This is a genomic window from Sphingomonas sp. CBMAI 2297 (genome assembly GCF_029870595.1).
Classification (GTDB): domain Bacteria; phylum Pseudomonadota; class Alphaproteobacteria; order Sphingomonadales; family Sphingomonadaceae; genus Sphingomonas.
This window is the reverse complement of record NZ_JAPDIR010000013.1, coordinates 1-22,880: the sequence shown is the minus strand read 5'-3', so window position 1 is coordinate 22,880 and position 22,880 is coordinate 1. Positions and strand designations below refer to the sequence as shown.

Genomic DNA, 22,880 nt, shown 5'->3' with positions numbered 1-22,880 from the left:
GCGGGCGCGAAAACCGGTTCCCACTTTTCGCTGCGATGCTCTAAAGCGCCCGCCACCATGCCAGTTTCCGACCGCCGTACCTTCGCCATCATCTCGCACCCCGACGCGGGCAAGACCACGCTCACCGAAAAGCTGCTGCTGTTCGGCGGTGCGATTCACCTTGCCGGCGAAGTGAAGGCGCGCGGCGCCGCCCGGCGCGCCCGCTCGGACTGGATGAAGATCGAGCAGCAGCGCGGCATCTCGGTCACCAGCTCGGTGATGACCTTCGAGCGGGGCGGCATCACCTTCAACCTGCTCGACACGCCGGGCCACGAGGATTTCTCGGAAGATACCTATCGCACGCTCACCGCGGTCGATTCGGCGGTGATGGTGATCGACGTCGCCAAGGGCATCGAGAGCCAGACCCGCAAGCTGTTCGAAGTCTGCCGCCTGCGCAACGTGCCGATCATCACCTTCGTCAACAAGGTCGACCGCGAAGGCCGCCACGTGTTCGAGACGCTCGACGAGATCGCCGACCTGCTCGCGCTCGACGTGTGCCCGATGACCTGGCCGGTGGGCATGGGCGGCACCTTCGAGGGGATTTTCGACCTCGCCACCAACCGGCTGCTGCTGCCCGAGGGCGACAGCCGCGAATTCCATGGCAAGGTGGTGCAGACCTCGGGCCTCGACGATCCGCAGCTCGACGCGATCCTTTCGGCCGACAACCTCGCCAAGCTGCGCGAGGATGTCGAGCTGGCCCAGGCCGGCTATCCCGCATTCGATGCCGAGGCCTATCGGCACGGCGACCTGACCCCGGTCTATTTCGGCTCGGCGCTGAAGGAATTCGGCGTCGATTCGCTGATCGACGCGATCGCCACCCATGCGCCGCCGCCGCACGCCCTGCCCGCCGAGCCGGCCCCGGTCTCGCCCGATGCGGGGCAGGTCACCGGCTTCGTGTTCAAGGTCCAGGCCAATATGGACCCCAATCACCGCGACCGCATCGCGTTCATGCGGCTGGTCTCGGGCACCTTCAAGCGCGGCATGAAGCTGACGCCGACCGGGCATGGCAAGGCGATCGCGATCCACTCGCCGATCCTGTTCTTCGCCCGCGAGCGCGAGCTGGCCGACGAGGCGTTCCCCGGCGACATCATCGGCATCCCCAATCACGGCGTGCTGCGCGTCGGCGACACGCTTTCCGAAAAGGCCGATGTGCGCTTCACCGGCCTGCCCAATTTCGCGCCGGAGATCCTGCGCCGCGTGGTGCTCAAGGATCCGACCAAGACCAAGCAGCTGCGCAAGGCGCTGGACGACATGGCCGAGGAAGGCGTGACTCAGGTCTTCTATCCCGAGATCGGCTCGAACTGGGTGATCGGCGTGGTGGGGCAGCTGCAGCTGGACGTGCTGATCAGCCGGCTCGAGGCCGAGTACAAGGTGGCGGCCGGGCTGGAAGTCGCGCCGTTCGAGACCGCGCGCTGGATCTCGGCCGAGGATCCCAAGGACCTGGCCGACTTCGTCGCGCTCAACCGCGGCGCCATGGCCAAGGACCGCGACGGCAACCCGGTGTTCATGGCCAAGTCGAACTGGGAAGTCGGCTATGTCGCCGATCGCTATCCGAAGGTGAAGTTCGCGGCGACGCGCGAGCGCTGATCGCCTGCGTCACGGGTGGCCGGGCGGTCCCATCCCCGCCCGGCCGTCCCGGAAAGGCATCCTTTCGGAACGCATTTGCAGGATCGTGCAAATGTGGAATTTGCGCGATTCAGGAATCCGCCGAGTCGGGAAACTACCTAGGTCGCCTCAGTCGACCCAGCCCTTGCGCACGTGACGGGCGGCCAGCAGCGCCAGAATGCCGGCAATTACATAGAAGCCCAGGCAGAACACCGCGCCATAGCGCAGCGCCTCGGCGCCGTAGCTCGACTTCAGCTCCTCGGACAGATAGCCCATCAGCAGCGGGCCCAGGCCCATGCCGATCAGGTTGTTGATCAGCAGGAAGCTGCCCGAGGCGGTGGCCCGCATGTGCTGGGGCACGAGGTGCTGGACGGCGGTGGTCACCGGGCCGAGCCACAGGATGTTGAGCCCGTTGGGGATCAGCAGCAGCGGCCAGGCGATCCAGGGGTTGGACGTCAGGAAGCCGACCGCGAAGAGCGGCGCGGTCAGCAGCCAGGCGATGGCGGGCAGCCAAGCGTACCAGGCACGGTCGCCCTTGCCGAGCCGGTCGGCGAACCAGCCACCGGCGAACACGCCCGCGGTGCCGCCGATCAGCAGCAGCGAAGCCATGAACTGGCCGGTCGTCACCAGGTCGAAGCCGAAATTGCCCATCAGCACCAGCGGCGTCCACAGCGCCAGGCCATAGCCGCACAGCGAGCTGCACGAGGCGCCGAAGGCGAGCAGCCAGAAGGCAGGCTTGCCGGCCAGGATGCCGAACACCGCGCTCACCGGCGCGCCGGCGGGGCCTTCGCCGGCGGGCGCGCGCGGCACGTCGCGGACTACCCAGCGGAAAATCGGCGCGATCACCAGGCCGATCACGCCCATGGTGATGAACGCGGCGCGCCAATTCACCCAGGCGGCGATATAGGCGCCCAGCAGGGTGCCGAGCGCCAGGCCGATCGGGATGCCGAGCGAATAGATGGCGAGCGCGCGGGCGCGGCGCTCGGGCGGGAAGTAATCGGAGATAACCGCATAGGAGGGCGCCACGCCCCCCGCCTCGCCGACACCGACGCCGAGGCGGAACAGGAAGAGCTGCCAATAGCCGGTGGCGGCGCCGCACAGCCCGGTGAACGCGCTCCACACCGCCAGCGCGCCGGCGATCACGCCCGACCGGCTGGTCCGGTCGGCGAGATAGGCGAGCGGCACGCCAAGCACCGAATAGAGGATCGCGAACGCCAGGCCCCCGATCGCGCCGAACTCGGTCTTGGTGAGGTGCAGGTCCTCCATGATCGGCTTGGCCAGGATGCCCAGTATCTGCCGGTCGAGGAAGTTGAAGGTGTAGACGAGCAGGAGCATCGCCAGCACGACGCCGGGATAGCCGGGGCGGCTCGCAGGGTTTGAAGCGGGAGCGTTCATGACAGCATCTCGGCAAGAAAAGAGCCGGACGTCAATGGGACGCCCGGCTCATTGGGTTCACGGATCGCGCGGGGCTCAGAACTTGACGCTGAACGAGCCGAAGATCTGCCGCGGATTGCCGTAAAAGGCCGTCGCCACGCCTTCCTTGCCCAGCGTCGGCACATAGCCGGTGCCGTTGGTGATGACGTTGCCCGGAATGGTCGCGTCGAGCGGCTGCCCGGCGATGTTGGTCTTGATGTACTGATAGCCGGCGGTCTTGTAGTGCACGTTGGTCAGGTTCTTGCCGTGAATGCCGATCGAATAGCGGCCCCCGCCGAAATTATAGACCAGGTGCGCGTCGAGCAGCGTGTAGCCCGGCTGGTCGAGGAACGGGCTGGCCGTCTCGAACTGATGGGTCAGGCTGCGATACGACACGGTGGTGGTGGCGTTGAGGTCGCCGCTGCCGATCGGCAGCGCGGCGCCGAGCGTGCCGGCCAGCGTCCAGTCCGGCGTGTTCTGGAACACGCGGACATTGGCCACGTCCACGCCGGTCGGCCCGATGAAGCGCTTGTACTTGGCGTCGATATAGCCGAGCGCGCCGTTGAAGAAGACGCTCGAGCCCGGGCCGGCAAAGCCGCGCGCCAGCACCGCGTTGGTCTCGAGCTCCACGCCCTTGATATCGGCCTTGGCGGCATTGGTGGTGATGCCGCAGAAGCTCTGGACATTGTTGATGATGCAGCCGACCGAGCCCGGGATCTGGACGTTCGAATAGTCCGAATAGAAGCCGGCGAGCGACCAGTTCAGGCGGCGATCGAACGCGGCGCCCTTCCAGCCGATCTCATAGCTCTTCACCGTCTCGGGATCGAAGGAGAGATAGTTGTAGATGTCCTGATAGGTGCGGCCCGCCGCGGGGTTGCTGATCGGCGCCGAAGTGCCCGAGCCGCGCGGATCGAAGCCGCCGCCCTTGAAGCCTTCCGAATAGGACGCATAGACCATATGGTCCGCGCTTGGCTTGAAGCTCAGCGTCGCGCGCGGGGTGAAGCGCTTGAAATTGGCAGTGCCGCGGAAATCGGTGGACGGCGCGCCGGCCGGGATCGGCGTGCCGCCAAAGTCCGGGGTCAGGCCGAAATAGCTCGCCTTGAAGACATAGCTGCGGCGCTGATCCCAGGTGTAGCGGCCGCCGAGCGTCAGGCTCAGCTGCGGCGTGAAGTCGAAGGTGAAGTCGCCATAGATCGAGCTGGTCTCGGTGCGCACGTCGCCGGCGGTATAGGCGTTGAACCCGGGCAGGGTGGTCGACAGCAGCACGCCGAAGCCGGTCGTCGCCTTGGCGCCCAGATAGTAGAAGCCGACGATGCCGTTGAGCTTGCCGCCATGGATCAGCGCCTGGAATTCCTGGCTGGTCTGGTTGTTCTTGTAATAGGCCGGCACGTCGACATCGACCGACGGCGTCGAATCGAAGTCGATCGGCGTGTACGACGTGTCCTCGCGATAGGCGCTGATGCTGCGCAGCGTGATCAGCTCGCTGACCTCGGCATTGACCGTCATCGAGATGCCGCCCGCCTGGACGTCGTTCTTCGGGCTGTTGAGCCCGGCATTGGTGTCGAAGACGTTGCTCAGCACCGGCGAGCCGGTGAGCAGGCCCGGGATCAGGCGATGGCCGTTGCGGGCGTTCGACTTGTCATGGGTATAGTCGCCGGTGATGCGCACCAACATCTTCTCGTCGGGCGTCTCGAACTCCAGCGTGGCGCGGCCGGCCCAGACATTCTTGTTGTAATTGTCGATCCCGAGATAGCGGTTCCTGCCGAAGCCGTCGCGGGTGAGGCGGGCGCCCGAGATGCCGAGCTTGAACATCGAGCCGATCGGCGTGGAGGCGCTGACGATCACATCGGCCTGGTTGTACGAGCCGTAATTGCCCTTGACCGTCATCGTCGGACGATCCTCGAGCTTCTTGGTGACATATTTGATCGCGCCGCCGATGGTGTTGCGGCCATAGAGCGTGCCCTGCGGCCCACGCAGCACTTCGATCCGCTCGACGTCGTAGATGTCGAGCACCGCCGCTTGCGGGCGGTTCAGATATACGTCGTCGAGATAGATGCCGATACCGGCCTCGAAGCCCGGCACCGGATCCTGCTGGCCGACGCCGCGGATGAAGGCGGCGAGCGTCGAGTTGGTGCCGCGCGCATCCTTCAGCGTGGTGTTGGGCGAGGCGATCTGCAGGTCGGTGAGGTCGATCGCGCCGGCCTGATCGAGCTGGGCGGCAGTGAGCGCGGTGACCGCGGTCGGCACGTCGAGCAGCTTCTCCTCGCGGCGGCGGGCGGTGACGACGATTTCGCCCGTGTCGGCGAGTGCGCTATCCTGCGCTTCGGGCGCGGCCGGCGCCGCGGCTTCCTGCGCGAAGGCGGGCGTGGTGGCGATTGCCGCAAGGGCAGCGCCCGCGAACAGAATCGAACGGGCACTATTCAGGCGTGACATCCAGACTTCCTCCCCATCAGTCGAACCCGTTCTTGAACGCGGGTTGTAAGTGGTCGCACGACGCTATACTGAAACCTGAACCGGGTTTCAACTTGGATAAACGGGAAGAGGGACCAGAATGGCAAGGGGGCGTGGCATGAGCGCCACAGCACCGGATCTGGGCGGCGGCGAAGCGAGTGCGGGCAAGGAGCCGCGCACGGCGCGCGGACGGCGAACGCTGCGCCTGATCCTGGACGCGGCGGCGGAGGAATTCGGCGCCAAGGGTTTCCACGAAGGCTCGATCAGCGGCATCACGCGCCGCGCGGGCGTCGCGCTGGGCAGCTTCTACACCTATTTCGATTCGAAGGACGACGTGTTCCGCGCGCTGGTGCGCGACATGAGCGACCAGGTGCGCGAGCATGTCGCGCCGGCGATCAAGGGCGCGACCGGGGGCCAGATCGCGGCGGAACAGGCGGCGCTGCTCGCCTTCATCCGCTTCGCGCGCGCGCACAAGGAGATCTACCGCATCATCGACGAGGCCGAGTTCGTCGATCCCGAGAGCTTTCGCATGCATTATGCGACCACCGCCGAGCGCATCGCGAAGCGCCTTCAGGCGGCGGCGGCGCGCGGCGAGGTGCGCGAGGACGTGAACGAGATCCACGCCTGGGCGATCATGGGCATGAACGTGTTCCTGGGCCTGCGCTACAGCGTGTGGCAGGAGGACGTCGATCCCGAGGCGATCGCGCAGACCGTGGCGGCGATGCTGACGCACGGAATCGGGACGGAGCGATAGCCCGCGCCATTGCGAGCCGCGCCGCGCTGCCGCATCTTGGGGCCATGGATTTCAGCGACTGGCATGTGGCCCGGGCAAGGGCGCTGTTCTCGGTGCTGGCCGAGCGGCACGGCCTGCGCATGCGCGGCGCCGATGCCGGCCCCGGCTATCTCGAGCTCGAGCTGCCCGTGCAATATGGGCTGCGCATCGCGCTGAAGCTCGTCTGGGCGCGCGACATGCTGATGATCCGCAGCGACCTGTTCACTGCCCAGTTCCATCTCGATGCCGATCCCGAGGCGGAGAGCAGCTTCGTCGAGACGCTGGACGGGCTGGTGACCGGCACCATCCGCCTCCACCTCTTCTACTGGCCGCGCGCCACCCGGCCGTACAAGACGCTGCTCCAGCGCGCCATCGGCCAGGGCGAGGATGCCGCATGGCGGACCGTCTATACCTGGTTCCGCTGGCTGCCCTGGTCGCCCGTCGCGCGCGAGGAAGTATTCGTGAACAGCCGCGCGCCGCACCTGCACGTGGTCGGGCACGCCTAGGTTGAAAGCCCAGACAAGTATTTGATTTTCTGCCGTCATCCCAGCCTTGAGCGGGGATCCCGCTGCTACTTCCGTCCGTAAGGCAGCGGGACCCCGGCTCAGGGCCAAGGCGACGAAAGAAGAATATGAGCCCTCAGCCTAACCCTCCAGCCGCGCCAGCACGAAATCGGCACGCGCCTCGACGTCGATCCTCGGCAGCCGCTCGACCGTGTAACCGAAACCGGGCCAGGCGGCTTCGAGCCGCGCATATTCCGCCAGCGCTTCGTCCATGCCGTGGCGGCGGGCATCGTCGACGACATGGATCTCGGGCCAGGGCGGGGCAAGGAAGACCCGGTCGTAGCGATTCGCGGGATCGACGGGCGCCGCCTCGCCGGTCGCATGTTCGAAGGCGACCACCGCGTCGATCAGCCCGCGATCGAAGAAGACCGGCCCGGCCAGCCGCGCCGCCGCGTCCAGATCGTCGAGCGCCATCGCGATCGCGCGGCGCGCGAAGCCCGCCGGATCGCTCCAGGGCATCGGGCCACCCGCCGCGACGATCCGCCGCCCGGGCTCGGCGACGGTGGCGAAGCCACGCCGGGCGAGCGCGTCGAGCAAAGTGGACTTGCCGCCGCCCGAACAGCCCGAGATGGCGATGCGGCGGGCCCGCACGCTCAGCCCTTGCCGAGCTGGTCCCTGAGGCCGGCGAGCCCGCCGAACGGGCCGCTCTCCTCGGCGAGGCGCTTCGCTTCCTCCTCGCTAATCACGCCGGCATCGCGCAGCGCCGCTTCCGCGGCCGGGCTGCGCGGATAGGGATCGAGGGCCAGCGCCAGCGTCTCCGCCGCGGCCTCGCCCAGGTCGATCGCGCCGCCCGAATAGAAGACGATGTCGCATTCGTCCTCGCTCAGCTCGATCTCCTCGTCGCCGCCTTCGCCTTCGGCTTCGGGCAGGAAGCGAATCGCGAAATCCTCCTCGATCGCGGCAGGCACCGGCTCGTCGGTGATCACACAGGCCTGGACGACGCGCGCGGAGAGATGGCCGGTGGCGACGATCCCGCGCGCGTCGCGGCGGATGCGATAGTCGGCGGCGAGGCTGTCGATCGCCTTGAGGCCGAAGCGCTCGGCCAGGGCGGCGCGCTCGCCCGGCTCGACCGCGACATGGACCTGGCTCTCGCCGGCACCGATCGTGTCGAGCCGCTGCGGCCGGTTGAACTCGTTCTGGATCATGCCAGCTCTCCCGCGAGCAGCGCGGCGACCGGCGCTCCGGCCAGGCTGGCGTGGAGCGCCCGGAGCGCAGCCTCGACATGGGCGAGCGCTTCGGGTGCCGGCGCCGCGCCGCGATAGAGGTTGCGCACCAGCGCCTCGCCCAGCGAGCCCGCCGCCAACGCATCGCGATAGGCGCCGAGCCGGCCGCCCAGCATCCCCATCATCTTGCCGACATGCTTGCCGACGACGATATCGCCGATGCCGATCTGGCGCAGCTGCCCGTCCATGTCGTCGATGAACACCTCGGTGAGCTGGGTGCTGAACGGAACCGCCTGCGGATCCTGTTCGAGCCGGAGCAGGACGAGGCTCATCACCGCCGCGATCATGTCGAAGCGGCCGTCGATCGTGTCGGGCACTTGGCCCGCTTCGTACCAATGGGCCTCGCGGCCGCGCGCGACGATGGCAGCGTAGAGAATCGGGGCGGCGCCGCGATCGGGAGCCTGGAAGAGCCGCTTGAGCAAGCGCATGTGCCGGTTCGGTTCCTGCAATATGGGGGCGCGACCTTGTTTGGCCGCATTTTGCCGCATATTGAGGCGAACGGCCCGCGATGCAATGCAACCGAATGCATCGGGACGCCGGTATGCGTTTGCCTGGAGACCATAATGCCGATTCCCGCCCGCGCGCTTGGCGCCGCCCTGCTGGCAGCCGCGCTTGGCACCACCGCCTGCGTGCCGGTCCGCACGCACCAGGGCTATATCATCGACAAGGAGCTGGTCGATTCGGTGCAGCCCGGCATCGACACGCGCGAATCGGTGCTCCAGACGCTGGGCCGCCCGACCTTCACCAGCCAGTTCAACGAAGGCGAGTGGTATTACATCTCGCGCCAGAGCGCGAACCTCGGCTATCAGAGCCTCAAGGCCAAGGACCAGACGACGCTGCGCGTCAGCTTCGACGCCAAGGGCAATGTCGTCGCGGTCGACCGGATGGGCAAGGACCTGATCGCCTCGGTCGATCCCTATGGCAAGACCACGCCGACGCTGGGCCACAAGCGCGGCTTCTTCGAGGATCTGTTCGGCAATATCGGCACGGTCGGCGCGCCGGGCACCGGCGGCCCGGGCGGCGGTGGCGGCGGCGGCAACGGCCCCTAGTCGCGGCCCGGCTTCGCCCCGGACGCGCTGAACAATAGCCAAGTCATTGATCGGAAAGAGGCTTCGGCCGCGCCGCCTTTTGGGCCGCGCGGCCGGTGCCGGTGGGCACGGTCCCGAAAGGGGGAGGGACCGTGCGCTGAAACGCACGAGATAGCGTTTCGCTCCCTCAACATTCAGCCATTTCCGCGCTATCGGATGGTGAACAGCACCTGGTCGATGACCTTGCCGTCGAGATCGACCAGCGCGAGCCGATGCTTGCCCGGCGGGGCAAGGATCAGCGGGCGCGAATCGGCGGTGCCGAGATCGCGCCGGTCGAGGATCAGCCGGTGGCCGAGCGCCTGGCCCGACACCGAGATGGCGAGGCGCTGATTGTCCCGCGGAATGTCCGGATCGAGCGCATAGACGCTGCCGGCGACCGGATTGACGATGCGCGGCCGGCGCGATTCGGCGGGCGCGAAGGCGACTCGGTCGAAGCCGGTGCCCCTCAGGAAATATTCCCGGCGCGGCTGCTCCATGCCGGCGGCGAAGCGCACCTGGCGCTCCTCGATCGCCTCCGGACGCGGCGGCGCCTTGCCGGGGCTGCCCTGGTTGAGCGCGAGCATCACGTCGCGCCACACCGGCGCCGCGCCGCTGGTGCCCGAGACGGCGCGCATCGGATCGCCTTCGAGATTGCCCACCCACACGCCCACCGTGAACCGATCGGTGAAGCCGATGCACCAATTGTCGCGCATCGCCTTCGACGTGCCGGTCTTCACCGCGGCCCAGAAGGGCAGGCGCAGGGCCGAATCGATGCCGAAGGTGCCGGCGCGGGCATTGGGATCGGCGAGCATGTCGGCGACGATCCAGGCGGCCTCGGGCGTGGTGGTGCGCCGCGGCGCATCGGTCTTCGCATCCATTCTCAGGCGAAGCGGCGACCAGCGGCCTGCGCGCGCAAGGCTGCGATACGCGGCGACCTGTTCCATCAGCGTCACTTCGGCCGAGCCGAGCGCGAGCGAATAGCCATAATATTGCCCGTCCTCGACCAGGCCGCGATAGCCGGTGTCCCACAGGCGATCGCGAAAGGCATCGACGCCGGTGAGCAGCAGCGTGCGCACCGCCGGCACGTTGAGCGAGCCGGCCAGCGCGATGCGGGCGGAGACGGGCCCCTTGAATGCCTTGTCGTAGTTCTGGGGAACATAGAGCCCCGAGGCGGTATCGAGCTGGACCGGCGAATCATCGAGGATCGAGGCGGCGGTGAGATAGCCCTTCTCGATGCCCATCGCGTAGAGGAAGGGCTTCAGCGTCGATCCCGCCTGGCGATAGGCCGAGGCGCCGTCCACGGCAGGCGCCGTGCTCTCGCCGCCGATCCCGCCGACATAGGCGAGCACGTCGCCCGATTCATTGTCCACCACCACCACCGCGCCGTCCCGGGCGCGGCTGCCGCCCAGCCCCTGGAGCTGGCGCCGGAGCGCGGTGATCGCGGCGCGCTGGATGGCGGCATCCAGCGTGGTGGTGATCTTCGCGCCGGGCCGAGTGAGCAATGCGGCGGAGAGATGCGGGGCCAGGCCGGGATCGAGCGCCAGGCTGCGCGCCGGGCCGAGCATCGAGGCGGCCGCGCCGGGGAAGCGCGTGCAGTCGGCCTCCCGGCTCAGCGCGCAGGCGCGGCGCGCGACCTCGAAGGCATTGGCCCGGGGGTTGGGCAGCAGGGCGGCGAGCAGCAGCGCATCGTCGCGGGTGAGCGTGGCCGGGGTCTTGCCGAACAGGCCGAGCGCGGCCGCACCGATGCCCTGCGCCTCGCCGCGAAAGCCGGCCAGGTTGAGATAGGCCTCGAGGATCTGGTCCTTGCTCCAGCGCGATTCGAGGCCCCAGGCCGCGCGCATCTGGCGCAGCTTGTCGCGCAAGCCCCGGCTGCCCGGCACGGAAAGCTCGGGCGCGAGATAGGCGGCGACCTGCATCGACAGAGTCGAGGCGCCGCGCCCGCGCTTGCCTTCGGCCCGGTCGCGCACCGCGCCGGTCAGCGCCATCCAGTCGACGCCGCCATGGTCGCGGAAGCGGCGATCCTCGGCGGCGACCAATATCGCGCGCGCAACCGGCGAGACATCCTCCAGCCTGGTCCAGGCAAGGCGCCGGGCCTGATAATCGACGCGGCTGGAATCGATCAGCACGCCGTGCCGATCGTAGAGCCAGGCCTCGGACGGATGCCAGCCAGCGCGGACGGCGGCGTAATCGGGCAGGGCCGGCGGGCGCGTCACCCACCAGAAGCTGGCGGAGCCGGCGAAGACGAGCGTCAGGACAGTGCCGGCCAGGCGCGACGGCGTGACTATGCCGCGCCAGCCCGTTTCCCGCCACGCCGCCCGCTCGCGCCCGAGCCATGCCCGCAGCGCATCGGGCGCGTCGTCGATGCGCTTCGTCCAGCGGCGGGCGAAGGCGAGGAAGCGGTCGGCTGCCTCCTTCGCCGTCACCGCTGCGCCACGGCCATCACGGCATTGGGCAGCTGCGCGCGGATCTCGGGCGCGTACATCGCCTCGACTCGCGTCGCCGGCAGGTTGAACCTGCCCGCCGCGTCGAGCCGCATCACATAGGAGACCGTGAAGCTGCCGCGCGGTACCCAGCCGTAAAAGGCGCGCCAGCTGTCATTGCCGCGCTCGACATAGCTGGGCGAGACGCCTTCGCTGGTGCCGCTGTCCTTGGCGAGCAGCTCCGACTGGCCGCCGAGATTGCCGACGATCGTCGCGCCCGCCGGCACCGGATCGTTGACCACCACCCAGTTGCGTTCGGCCGAGGCCTCGACGCTGATCGTCACCTTGACGACGTCGCCGCGCGACCAGCTGCCGGCAACGGCCTGCTTCACCGCCTCGACCTTCTTGGTCATCTTGTACCCGGCCATCAGCGGCTCGGTGAGCGGCACCGCCGCCTTTACCCGCACGAACGCCCAGGGACCCGAGCCGCCCGCCTGGCTCATCACCAGCGGCGTGGTCTGCACCGGCAGCGGGAAGCCGAAGCTGCGCTGCGGCTCGGCGAGCGGCCAGTTGAGGCTCAGCGGGCTGTTGCCGCCGAAGCTCGCGGTGGTGACGCCGGCGATCGCCTCGGCCGGATAAAGGCCCATGAAGCGCCGCGCCAGGATCGTGCCCCAGGCATTGGCGGTGGTGGTGTCCCAATGGCCACGCTGCTGGCGCGAGGCGATGCCGACCATCAGCTTGCCCGCGTCATTCTCCCAGCCCGGGCGGCCGAGCGTGGCGAGCAGCGCCTTGATCGCCGCCTCGTCGTCCGACGACATCAGCCACCAGGCCATGCGGCCCTTGTCCGACAGGTCGACCCGGGTGCCCTCATAGACCAGCCGGGTGCGCAGCACCTTCTCGGCATCCAGGCGCAGCTGGGCGCCATTGGCCAGGCCCTGTACCTTGCCCAGCGCCATCGCATAGTCGGAGAGCGTGGCGGTGGGCATCTCGGTGGGCGCCATGCCGATCTGGCCGAGCATCGCCGACGTCGCCGCCCCCTGCCGCGCCAGCGCCGTGAAGGCGGCGACGCGCTGCAGGCGGACATCGCCATAATCCTCGTGGCGGAGGCGCCCGTCGAGCACGGCCTTCATCGCGTCGAGCATCTTGGCCCGGGGGCCGTCCGGCAGCGGCAGCCCGGCTTCGGCGCTCGCCGAGAGGATATAGGCAGTCAGCGCCTCCGAACCCGGCCAGTCGCCGGGCCAATAGCGCAGCAGCCCGTCACCGTCCTGATAGGCGGGCATGTCGCTCGCGATCAGGTTCCACATGCCCGTATCGCCCAGCGCGATCGCCCGCGAGGTGCGCTGCTCGAGGCAATTATAGGGATAGGCCCGCATATAGTCGCGCACACCGGAGAGCGGCGGGGCAAGGCTGTCGGTGAGGCTCACCTCGACCGTGCCGAAGCCGGGCAGCGCGCCCGCGGGCGGCGCGATCGCGAACTGGGTGCCGGTGCCGACCCGGCCGAGCGTCGCCGCCCAGGTCTCCACCGGCACGGCCGGCGCCACCGCCTGGACGATCGTCACCTTGTCGCCCGACTTGCCGTCGGCGGTCTTCGCCGTGACCGTCCAGCTCAGCTTGCCGTCGCGCGGCGGCGCGGTGAGGTTCCACACCACCGGCGCGGCGCCGCCCGCCGGGATCTCCACGGTCAGCGGCTTGCCGGTCGCATAGGCCGGGTTGAGCGCCACGGTCGCGGTCACCTTCATCGGCTTGCTCGAGCCGTTGCGCAGCGTGAACATCGCACCGAACTGGTCGCCGGTGCGCACCAGCTGCGGCACGCCCGGATAGATGGTCAGATCCTGCGAGGAACGAATGCTCGCCATGCCGGTGCCGAAGAGCTGCGGGCCCGACGTCGCCACCGCGACCAGCTTGAACGACGTCAACGCGTCGTTGAGCGGCACCGCGACCCTGGCATGGCCATTGGCGTCGAGCGCCACCTTGCCCTTCCAGAGCAGCACCGGCTGGAAATTCTCGCGGTTGAGCCCCGAGAGATCACCGCCGCCGCCGCCGCCGGCTTCCACTGCCTTCTTGCCGTAATGGCGCTTGCCGACAACCTGGGTCTGCGCGGTCGAAGTGAGCACCGAGATCGGGCGATCGCCCATCATCGCCTCGAGCAGGTTCCAGCTGTCGTTCGGGGCGAGCTGGAGCAGCGCCTCGTCCACCGCGACAAAGGCCAGGTCCGCCGAGGCGGCCGGCTTGCCGTCGGGGCTTTTCACCATCACGTCGACATTGGCGGTGTCGCGCGCGGCATAGCTCGCCTTGTCGGCCTTCACCGCCACGTCGAGCTTATGGCCTTCCCAGCCGACCTTCACCTTGGCGATGCCGAGGCGATAGGCGGGCTTGGCGAGATCGACGGTCGCGGTCGGCTCGCCGCCGTCCTTCGACCAGGGCGCGCCCCAGTCGCGCGCCATGCTGGAGCGCCAGTTCTGCCAGCCGGACACGCGCCCGCGCACCGCCATGACCGAGACGAACACGTCCGGCGCATAATCGCCCGGCATCGGCACTTCGATCACCGGGTCCTTGCCGGTGAGGCCGACGACGAAGCTGGAGAGCACGCCTTCGCGCTCGACCGTGACCAGCGCGGTCGCCTCGCGGAAGGGCATGCGGACCTGGAACTTCGCGGTCTCGCCCGCCTTGTATTCCAGCTTTTCGGGGATCACGTCCATGCGATCGCCATTGTCGCCGCCGAACCACCAGTCGTCGTCGCCGACCAGCCAGACCGACTTGGTCGCGCGGGCGACATTGCCATTGGCGTCCTTGGTGGTCGCCACCGCATAGACTTCGCCCGATATGCCGGGGTTGAGCTGGCAGCTCGCCAGGCCCTGCGCATCGGTGGTCGCCGAGCAGGTGGCCGACAGCTTGGCCGTCTTCATCTGGTTGTCATAGGCATAGAAGCCGCCGATCAGCCGGCGCCGGGCCGTGAGGATCTGGCGGCTGTAGAGCTCGACCGAGACCGCCTGGTTGGCGAGCGGCTTGCCCGCGGTGTCGAGCGCGACGAAGCGCAGGCGCAGATCGTCCTGCTTCATCAGCCAGCCGTCGCTCTTGATCCCCAGCTGCACGCCAGAGGTGAAGATCGGGATGCGGCGCGACGAAGTCAGGATCTGGCCGTTGGCATCCTGATAATCCATCTCGACCAGCATCATGGTGTTCTGCTCGAGCGTCTGCGGCACCTCGGCGTTGATCCGGGCGGTGCCGTCGGCGCCCAGCGTGGCGGGCAGCGTCTGGGTCGGCGGCAGCTGAACCTGCTCGTCCTCGCCCTCGCCGTCCATCGGCTTGGTGCCCTCGGCCATGGCGCGGCCGCCAAAGCTGTAGCCGTCATAGCCGTCGGGAGTCTTGAAGTCGGCGAAATAGCCGATGCGCGTCTCGACCGGCAGGTTCGCCGCGCCGCCGCCGGAGAGATAGCCGACGAACAGGTCGAGCGGCAGCGCGCTCGGCCGCACCGCGGCATCCTTGGGCCCGGCGACCGAAGCCTTCATCGTCGGCAGCTTATATTCGTCGACCTTGAACGACTGGCCGGTCCAGAGCGTCTTCTCCTTGCCCTCCGCGTCCTTGACCAGGACGGTGAGGTCGTAATCGCCCATCTTCGCGCCCTGGGGAGCAGTCCATTCCGTCTCGCCGGCGCCGTTCGCGTCGATGGCGAGCGGCAGGTCATATTGCGTGTCCGAGCCGCGATGGCTGAGGCGCAGCGTGCCGCTAAAGGCCGGCGAAGGCGCGAAGCCCTTGGCGATCGGCTGGCGGACGATGTGCTTCATATGGATCGTCTCGCCCTGGCGGACGAGCGCGCGGTCGAACACGGTGTGGAACTTCTGCTCGGGGGCCGACCAGCCATAGTTCAGGTCGAAATCGAACGGGCGGATGCCATCGCCCCACTGCGTGAGCGTGAAGCTGAAATCATCGGCCTTGCGCGCCGAGATCATCAGCACGTCGTTGCTGCCATGGTCGCAGCTCGTATAGGTCTGGGGCTCGGGCAGGCCGGCGGGAACGCCGAGGCGGCCCGAAGCATCGGTCTTGCCCTTGGCGAGCAGCTGGCCGGTGCAGGCGTCGGTCACCCGCACTTCCGCCTCGCCCACGCCCTGGCCGCTGTCGAGCGCCGTCACCCAGACCAGCGACTGGTCGCGCCCCCATTTGAAATGGACGCTCATATTGGTGACGAGCGCGCCGGCGGCGACATAGCGCGGCGCCTTGCGGCCGAGCAGCGCCTCGCCGAGCCGCGGACTGGCGAGCTCGACGATGTAGAAGCCGGGCTGGCCGAGCGGGATGCCGACCACTTCGAAATCCTTGCCCTTGCCGGGCAGGCCGATCTTCAGCGGCTTGCCGGTGGCGGACGTCAATAGCGGCTTCGCGCCGGTCTGGTTGATCCGCACGGTCTCGGTGCCGCGCTTCACTTCGTCCGACTTGTCCTCGGCCGCATCGGCCAGCGCGCGGAACCATTTGGCGATCTCGCCGTCGCCGCCCTCGACCTTCAGGCTCTGGCCGGTGACGGTCATCTGGCTGCCCTGCAGCTCCGGCTCGACGTTGCGGACCGAGACCGGGAGGACGCCGCCTTCCTTCGCTTCGAGGATGCCGAAATTGCCGGCGAACTTCACCAGCGGCGGCGGCGCGTCGAACTTGACGTCGAGCGGGAAGCGTTCCGCATTGGCGAGCTTGCGGCCGCTCTCGTCCTTCACATCGGCGGGCAGGATCAGCCTGGCGGTGGTCTCGGCGGGGAGCGGCGCCTTGAACTTCAGGTCGGCGACCGCGGCCTTGTTCTTGTCGTCGTCGCCGAAGACCGGCGCCAGCTCCTTGCCGTCGGCCGTGCGGATGCGCACCGCTTCGGCCTGGGCCCTGGGAATCGGCGCGGAGAAGCGCACCCAGGCGTCCTGCACGGGGCTGCACCCGGCCTGCGGATTGACGCGCGAGCATTCGAAGCGGGCGCTGAATTCCTTGCGGACGGTGAAGTCGAAACGCTGGTCGGTGCCGGCGGCACGGCCCGAGGCGCTCTTGATGTCCTTGCCCCAGACCAGCGCCATGTCGCGGCCCGCCGGCAGCGGGCGGCGGCACTTCACCGCGACGACGCTGGCGAGCGACTTGACGCGGTCCTCCGCCTTTTCGGGCAGCGCCTGGGGCAGGCCGGCCTCGCCCAGGAAACTGCGCACTTCCCAGCGATCGGTGCCGAGATCGGCGAGCAGCTTGGGCGCCACGTCGGGCGGAAGCACGTCGACCGGGATCTTCTCGCCCAGGCCGTCCACCGCGCAATAGGCATTGGCGCCGACCGAGGCGGGATCGGGCGCCAGATTCGCCGCGACGACGAAGACCTGGTCCTCCTCGATCTCGCTGCCATAGCGATTGGGCAGCACGGCGCGGGCGATCGGCCCGCCCGAATCGACGGTGAACTCCTTCTGGCCCTGCAGCGCATAGCCCGAGAGGCTCTTGAGCCCGTCGCGCAGGGTGAATTTGCAGGTGACGCCGCCGGGGAGCGGGCCGGTGAATTCATGGACGAAAGTCTGCTGGTCGACCCAGCGGCCCTGCCCGCCGACCGGGCAATCGACCTTGAACGGCGATTCGGCACGGGGATCGCCCAGCGGGACCATCGCCACGTTGAAGCGCGCGGTGAAGCGCTCGATCGCCCCGTCGCCGACGCCGGGCGTCGCCATCTCGACCTGCGGGCTGTTGTCGCCGAACGCAGTGACGGCCCCGATGGGCGCCAGGACCAGAGCCAATACGCCAAGCCGGGCAACGAGCTTCATCGACAACCTCCCCCTCGGGCAGCGATGGGCACGATAGCCGGGCACCACTGCGAGTCCAGCGACGAATTAACCGTCTCCGTTTCGGAGGGAAATGCACCAATCGGCTTGATCGTTCCGAGAGCGGCACGGTTTAGTTCCATCTCCGAATCGGGGGAATGGGGGCAGCGTTGGGGGAAGGAGCGATCCTCTGGGTCGACGCGATCGCGCGCGAGATGACTCTGTTCGCCGCCTTGTGGTTCGTCGTCGGCGGGATCGACGACCTGCTGGTCGACCTGATCTATCTGGCGCGGCGGCTGCGCGGCCGGGGGCGGCCGGCGCCCGCGCTGGCCGGGCCGGTGCCGGCGGGGCGCATCATGGTGTTCGTGCCCGCCTGGGACGAATCCGCAGTGATCGGCAGGATGCTGCGCACCGCGCTGGAGCGCTTCGATCATCCGGACTACCGGATCTATGTCGGCACCTATCCCAACGATCCCGCGACGATCGCAGCCGTGGCGGAGGTGGCGCGAGCGGACGCGCGGGTCCGGCTGGTGATCGGCGCGGCGCCCGGCCCCTCGACCAAGGCGGACTGCCTCAACACGCTGTGGCGGGCGCTGCTGCGCGACGAGGCGGCGGAAAGCTTCGTCGCCAGCGCCGTGGCGCTGCACGATGCCGAGGACGTGGTGCATCCGCTCGAGCTGCGCCTCTATGCGCACGGGCTGATCGATCACGCCGCCGTCCAGCTGCCGGTGCTGCCGCTCGCGCACACGCATTCGCGCTTCTTCGCCGGCCACTATCTCGACGAGTTCGCCGAAGCCCATGGCCGGGCGCTGGTGGTCCGCCAGGCGGTGGGCGCGGGCCTGCCCTTTGCCGGGGTCGGCTGCGCGATCCGGCGGACGGTGCTGGCGCGGCTGGCGGCAATGCGGGGCGGCACGCCGTTCGATGCCGACAGCCTGGTCGAGGATTACGAGCTCGGCCTCGCCATCGCGGCCATGGGCATGCCGGCGCAGCTGATGCGCGTCGCCGAGGCGCCGGGCGGCCCGCCGGTGGCGGTGCGCGCCTATTTCCCCGACACGCTCGACGCAGCCGTGCGGCAAAAGGCGCGCTGGATGATCGGCATCGCGCTCGCGGGCTGGGACCGGACCGGCTGGGGCGGATGGCGGCGGATCGGGGACAATTGGATGCGGATGCGCGATCGGCGCGCGACACTGGAGATCCCGGTGCTCGCCCTGGCCTATCTCTCGATCCTCGCCTGGGCGCTTTCCCTGGGCGCGCATCTCCTGGCCGGCATCGACCCCGCAATGCCGTCCGCGCTGATGCGCGGGCTGCTCCTGGCGAATCTCGGGCTGCTCGCCTGGCGGCTCGCGGTGCGTGCGGCGTTCGTCGGCCGCGCCTATGGCTGGCGCGAGGCGCTGTGGTCCGTCCCCCGCATATTCTCGAGCAACACGGTCGCGCTGCTGGCGGCGCGGCGCGCGCTGTTCGCCTATGTCGATATGCTTCGGGGCAGCCCCCCGCGCTGGGACAAGACCGCGCACCGGTTCCCTGATCTCCGCCCGGCGGGCAATTGATGCGCGGACGCGGACGGCCGCTCCGTTTCCTCGCGATGGTGACCATCGCCTGGGTCGGCGTGCGCGCGGCGCTGCTATGGCCGCGGGCCGGATCGCCTCCGGCCGCGATCGAAGCGGCGGCGCCCGGTGCCGGCGCCGGGCCGGTCGCCGTGACCGCGGCCGTCGCGCCGCCTCCGTCGCCCCTGCCCGCACCGACCCGGCGGGAACGCCCGCCTTCGGGGAAGAGGCAGCCGGTGCCCGGCTATCGGGCGCCACTGGGCGAGGAGCACCCCCGGGTGCAGCTCGCGCTGATGGCGCTCGCCCAATATGGCGCGGTTCCGCCGGCGCTCCGGCTGGCGCAACCGATGCCCCGGGCTCCCGCCCCCGGGCCCACCGCGCCCGGAGCACCCGAGCGACTCGACCCGCTGCCGGACCGCTGGTCGCTGAGCCTTTGGATGGTCGCGCGCGGCGAAGGTGGCATGGGCGCGGCACCCGGCGGGCAGATCGGCGGCGGCCAGGCAGGCGCGCGGGTCGCATGGCGGATCTCGCCGCGCGACCGCATCGCCGCCTATGGCCGGGTCACCGCGCCGCTGCGGGGCAGGGGCCGGGAGGCCGCGCTCGGACTGGAATGGCAGCCGTCCAGGGCGCCCGTCCGGCTGGTCGTCGAACGCCGCTTCGGGCTCGACGGCAATCCCGGCGGCACCGGGCTGGGAACCATCGCCGGGATCGACGCAGAATGGAAAGGCTTCCGGCTCGAAGCCTATGGCCAGGCGGGTGCGGTGCTGCGGCAGCGCGCCGATCCCTATGCCGACGGCGCTGCGCGGGGCACCCGCGCGATCGGCGCCAGCGGGCCGGTGCGCTTCGCCCTTGGCGCCGGCGCATGGGGGGCGGCACAGCGCGATGCGCAGCGGCTCGATATCGGCCCTTCGGCCACGCTTGCCGTGCGCAACCTGCGCCTTGCGCTCGATTGGCGCCAGCGCGTGGCAGGCGAGGCGCGGCCCGGTTCGGGCCTGGCGCTCACGCTCGGCGCCGATTTCTGAAGGCGTGGCCCGCGCGGGCGGCCGTCACTTGCCTTGCGCGCGCCAGCGGCGGATCGTGCGCTCGAGAATCTGCTCCTCGCCGCCGGTGTCGCGCCACAGCTCGGAAAAGAGCGGATCGTCCGATGCCGGCCGCTTGGCATCGTCGAGCGTATCGAAGAGCAGGCGGATCGGCGTCGCCACGCCCTCGCCCACCGCGATGCACTCGCGGTTCCGCAGCGCCGGGATCGAATCGAGGAAGCCGCGCGCGCCTTCCGGCATCGCCGCCCGGACAAAGGCCTGGTCGCGCTCGTTGTTGAGGCGCATCGACAGGATCGTGCCGCACTGGGAGAGCACGCCTTCCGCCAGATCGGACGGACGCTGGGTGATCAGGCCCAGCGACACGCCGTATTTGCGGCCTTCCTTGGCGATCCGGCTGAGAATCCGGCCGACCGAGGAACCATCGGCATTGCGCTCGTTGGGAACGTAGCGGTGCGCCTCCTCGCAGACGAGCAGGATCGGCCGCTTGCTCTCGCCGCGCGACCAGATCGCGAAGTCGAACACCATGCGGCTGAGCACTGCTACGACCACGGACGTGATCTCGCTGGGCACGCCCGACACGTCGATGATCGAGATCGGCTTGCCGTCGCCCGGCAGGCGGAAGACCCGGGCGAGGAAACCCGCCATCGTGTCCGCCACCAGCATGCCCGAGAACATGAAGGCATAGCGCGGGTCGCCCTTGATCTCGTCGATCTTGGAGCGGATGCGCAGATAGGGCGCCGTGTCGGTCGCCTTGTCCATCTTGCCCATTTCGAGCTGCAGGATCTGAGTCAGGTCCGACAGGAGATAGGGGATCGGCGCATCGACGGTCAGCTTGCCGATCTCGGCCGCCAGCCGGTTCTTCTGCTTGGCGGCGAGCACGCATTTGGCGAGGATGTCCGCATCCACCTGCCGGTCCGAGCCGGAGGTGGTGAGGAACACTTCGCAATGCTCCTCGAAGTTCATCAGCCAGTACGGCATCTGCAGGTTGCCGACGTCGTAGAGCGCGCCCGTCGTCTTGAACGCGCTGGCATATTCGCCGTGCGGATCGATCATCACCACATGGCTTTGCGGCGCCATCTCGCAGATGCGGTGCAGGATCAGCGCCGTCGCGGTCGACTTGCCGGTGCCGGTCGAGCCGAGCAGCGCGAAATGCTTGCCGAGCATCGAATCGACATAGAGCGCCGCGCGGATGTCGCGCGTCGGATAGACGCTGCCGATCTCGATATGGGCACGGTCCTCGGCGGCGTAGATCTGCTTGAGGTCCGCGGTCGACACCGGGAAGACCGGTGCGCCCGGCGTGGGATAGCGAGTCACGCCGCGGCGGAACTTGTAGAGCTTGCCGGTCAGCCGCTCCTCGTCGCCCTCGCCGAGAAAGTCGATATAGGCGGCGATATGCTCGCCCTGGAGCTTGAGCGAGCGGACATTGGCGATGAGCCAGGTCGCGCCGACGCGCACCTTGACCTGGCTGCCGACCTGGCCGGCATTGGCGATGGTGGAATCGGGGCTGCCCCCCAGCGCGTTCAGCGCCTCCGGATCGAGCAATACCTGGCTCGACGATCCGGCGATCTCAAGCACCGCGCCGATCGGCTCGACCGGCGCGTGCGAGGGCAGGCCCCCGGAAGATGAAACCGGCGCCGCACCTTCGAACCCGCGCGCGCCAAACTGGCCGTCCATCGGCTACTCCCCGTCAACAGGCCCGAATATGCGCGCGGGGAAGTAAAGATTGGGTGAGTCCCGAAACCTTCAGAAGCGTTTCCACACCGCCCCCGCTCCCCATCCGAAGAGAATGGAAAGGGCGACGGCAAGGATGCCGTAGAGTATCGAATAATGCTCGGCCGAATGCGCGACGAAGCGCTCGAAGCCCGATTTGCGGATCTCGATTCCCCGGACGGCGGCGGCGAGGACGCGGCCGTCGCGAATCAGAAAGGTCTCGGCGGTGAACTTGCCGACCGGCACGCGCGCCGGAATGGCGAGCCGGGCGCGATAGAGCACGCCGTCGGTGATCTCCACCGCCCCCGGCGCTTCATAATAGAGGCCGGCCCGGGTGCGCAGATCCTCCAGCCCCTTGTCGAAGCGCGTCTGCACCTCGGGCGCCGCGCCCGAAGCAGGCGAAAGCTGCAGGCTCTCGACGCCGAGCTCGTAGATGGCGCGCGTGCGCTCGTCGACGATCCTCTCGATCGGCTTGGACGAGGCGATGGCGTAGAAGCTCGGCGCCGAGCGATAGCGCATCCGCTGGGCGTTGACCCAGATGCCCGCCACCTGCTCCTTCTCGCGCACCTGCACGGATTGGGTGGGGCCCTTCACCACCACGACGATGTCCGCGGGCTTCTCGCCCCGCTCGGGCGCGCGGCCGCCGGGATAGAGGATCGCGCCGAACAGCAGCAGTTCGGCGCCGGTGAAGGAATAGGCGATCTCGATGTCGCGCTGCGAAACGTCGGGGACCAGGACCGGCTTGGCCTGCCCCATCAGCAACGGCGCGAGGAGCAGGAGGAGCGCCCTTCTCACAGCAGCTCCACCGAATAGATCTCATCGGGTTGCCAGGCGAGCCCGAGCAGCATGCGCACCGCGACGAGCAGCACGATCACCGCCAGGATGAGGCGCAGATATTCCGGCTTTACCTGCATCGCGAAACGCGCGCCCATCTGCGCGCCGATCACCGAGCCGAGCAGGAGCAGGGCCGCGAGGACGATGTCTACGGCCTTGGTGGTGGTGGCATGGACCATGGTGGCGGCGGCGGTGACGAACAGGATCTGGAACAGCGAGGTGCCGACCACGACCTGCGTGCCCATGCCGAGCAGGTAGAGCATCGCCGGCACCAGGATGAAGCCCCCGCCGACGCCGAGCAGCACGGTGAGGATGCCGGTGAAGAAGCCGAGCAGCAACGGTGCCAGCGGCGAGATGTAGAGGCCCGAGGCATAGAAGCGCCAGCGCAGGGGCAGCATCGCGACGAGCGGATGGTGGCGGCGCTTGCGCGGGCGGGGTGGGCG

16 protein-coding genes are annotated in these 22,880 nt (G+C 68.9%); 6 read left to right on the top strand and 10 right to left on the bottom strand.

Features of this window, described 5'->3' with window-relative positions:
* Positions 1-57: 57 nt before the first annotated feature.
* Complete coding sequence (locus tag OMP43_RS16995; RefSeq protein WP_280280718.1) at positions 58-1,626, top strand: peptide chain release factor 3; 1,569 nt, start codon at positions 58-60, stop codon at positions 1,624-1,626.
* Positions 1,627-1,773: 147 nt separating this feature from the next.
* Here the strand turns inward: OMP43_RS16995 and OMP43_RS16990 are convergent, their stop codons facing one another.
* Together OMP43_RS16990 and OMP43_RS16985 are read right to left on the bottom strand one after the other, a co-directional pair.
* Positions 1,774-3,039, bottom strand: a complete 1,266-nt coding sequence (locus OMP43_RS16990; protein ID WP_280280717.1) for an MFS transporter — start codon at positions 3,037-3,039, stop codon at positions 1,774-1,776.
* Between the two features lie 75 nt (positions 3,040-3,114).
* On the bottom strand, positions 3,115-5,490 hold the full coding sequence (locus tag OMP43_RS16985; protein WP_280280716.1) for a TonB-dependent receptor: 2,376 nt from the start codon (positions 5,488-5,490) through the stop codon (positions 3,115-3,117).
* Between the two features lie 136 nt (positions 5,491-5,626).
* On the opposite strand from OMP43_RS16985, the gene OMP43_RS16980 reads away from it, so the two are divergent.
* Together OMP43_RS16980 and OMP43_RS16975 are read left to right on the top strand one after the other, a co-directional pair.
* Complete coding sequence (locus OMP43_RS16980; protein WP_280280715.1) at positions 5,627-6,262, top strand: TetR/AcrR family transcriptional regulator; 636 nt, start codon at positions 5,627-5,629, stop codon at positions 6,260-6,262.
* 44 nt (positions 6,263-6,306) lie between these two features.
* On the top strand, positions 6,307-6,786 hold the full coding sequence (locus tag OMP43_RS16975; RefSeq protein ID WP_280280714.1) for a hypothetical protein: 480 nt from the start codon (positions 6,307-6,309) through the stop codon (positions 6,784-6,786).
* Between the two features lie 138 nt (positions 6,787-6,924).
* On the opposite strand, the gene OMP43_RS16970 is transcribed toward OMP43_RS16975, so the two are convergent.
* Genes OMP43_RS16970 through OMP43_RS16960 form a run of 3 tightly spaced genes read right to left on the bottom strand, consistent with a single transcriptional unit; the run spans position 6,925 to position 8,494 of the window.
* Positions 6,925-7,434, bottom strand: a complete 510-nt coding sequence (locus OMP43_RS16970) for an AAA family ATPase (RefSeq protein ID WP_280280713.1) — start codon at positions 7,432-7,434, stop codon at positions 6,925-6,927.
* A gap of 2 nt (positions 7,435-7,436) precedes the next feature.
* The gene (locus OMP43_RS16965) at positions 7,437-7,988 is read right to left on the bottom strand and encodes a YceD family protein (RefSeq protein WP_280280712.1); all 552 of its coding nucleotides are present in this window, start codon (positions 7,986-7,988) and stop codon (positions 7,437-7,439) included.
* A complete protein-coding gene (locus OMP43_RS16960) occupies positions 7,985-8,494 on the bottom strand; it encodes a ubiquinol-cytochrome C chaperone family protein (RefSeq protein WP_280280711.1) in 510 nt (169 codons plus the stop codon). Before OMP43_RS16960 ends, OMP43_RS16965 begins: the two co-directional genes overlap by 4 nt.
* Before the next feature lie 135 nt (positions 8,495-8,629).
* Between OMP43_RS16960 and OMP43_RS16955 the strand changes: the two genes are divergently transcribed.
* On the top strand, positions 8,630-9,115 hold the full coding sequence (locus OMP43_RS16955) for an outer membrane protein assembly factor BamE (RefSeq protein ID WP_086127638.1): 486 nt from the start codon (positions 8,630-8,632) through the stop codon (positions 9,113-9,115).
* Positions 9,116-9,303: 188 nt separating this feature from the next.
* On the opposite strand, the gene pbpC is transcribed toward OMP43_RS16955, so the two are convergent.
* Together pbpC and OMP43_RS16945 are read right to left on the bottom strand one after the other, a co-directional pair.
* A complete protein-coding gene (gene pbpC, locus OMP43_RS16950) occupies positions 9,304-11,400 on the bottom strand; it encodes a penicillin-binding protein 1C (RefSeq protein ID WP_280280823.1) in 2,097 nt (698 codons plus the stop codon).
* 152 nt (positions 11,401-11,552) lie between these two features.
* On the bottom strand, positions 11,553-17,312 hold the full coding sequence (locus OMP43_RS16945) for an MG2 domain-containing protein (RefSeq protein WP_280280710.1): 5,760 nt from the start codon (positions 17,310-17,312) through the stop codon (positions 11,553-11,555).
* A 167-nt stretch (positions 17,313-17,479) separates the two neighbouring features.
* On the opposite strand from OMP43_RS16945, the gene OMP43_RS16940 reads away from it, so the two are divergent.
* Positions 17,480-18,856 (top strand): glycosyl transferase family protein, encoded by a 1,377-nt coding sequence (locus OMP43_RS16940; protein WP_348538608.1) that lies wholly within the window; start codon positions 17,480-17,482, stop codon positions 18,854-18,856.
* A complete protein-coding gene (locus tag OMP43_RS16935) occupies positions 18,856-19,875 on the top strand; it encodes a hypothetical protein (RefSeq protein ID WP_280280708.1) in 1,020 nt (339 codons plus the stop codon). Before OMP43_RS16940 ends, OMP43_RS16935 begins: the two co-directional genes overlap by 1 nt.
* Before the next feature lie 24 nt (positions 19,876-19,899).
* On the opposite strand, the gene OMP43_RS16930 is transcribed toward OMP43_RS16935, so the two are convergent.
* The 3 genes from OMP43_RS16930 to OMP43_RS16920 all read right to left on the bottom strand — a co-directional run.
* Positions 19,900-21,567: a DUF87 domain-containing protein gene (locus tag OMP43_RS16930; protein WP_280280707.1), complete on the bottom strand. Its 1,668-nt coding sequence runs from the start codon at positions 21,565-21,567 to the stop codon at positions 19,900-19,902.
* Between the two features lie 69 nt (positions 21,568-21,636).
* A complete protein-coding gene (locus OMP43_RS16925) occupies positions 21,637-22,359 on the bottom strand; it encodes a TIGR02186 family protein (RefSeq protein ID WP_280280822.1) in 723 nt (240 codons plus the stop codon).
* Positions 22,360-22,394: 35 nt separating this feature from the next.
* Positions 22,395-22,880: sulfite exporter TauE/SafE family protein (locus OMP43_RS16920; RefSeq protein WP_280280706.1), on the bottom strand; the 486-nt coding region annotated here is incomplete at its 5' end.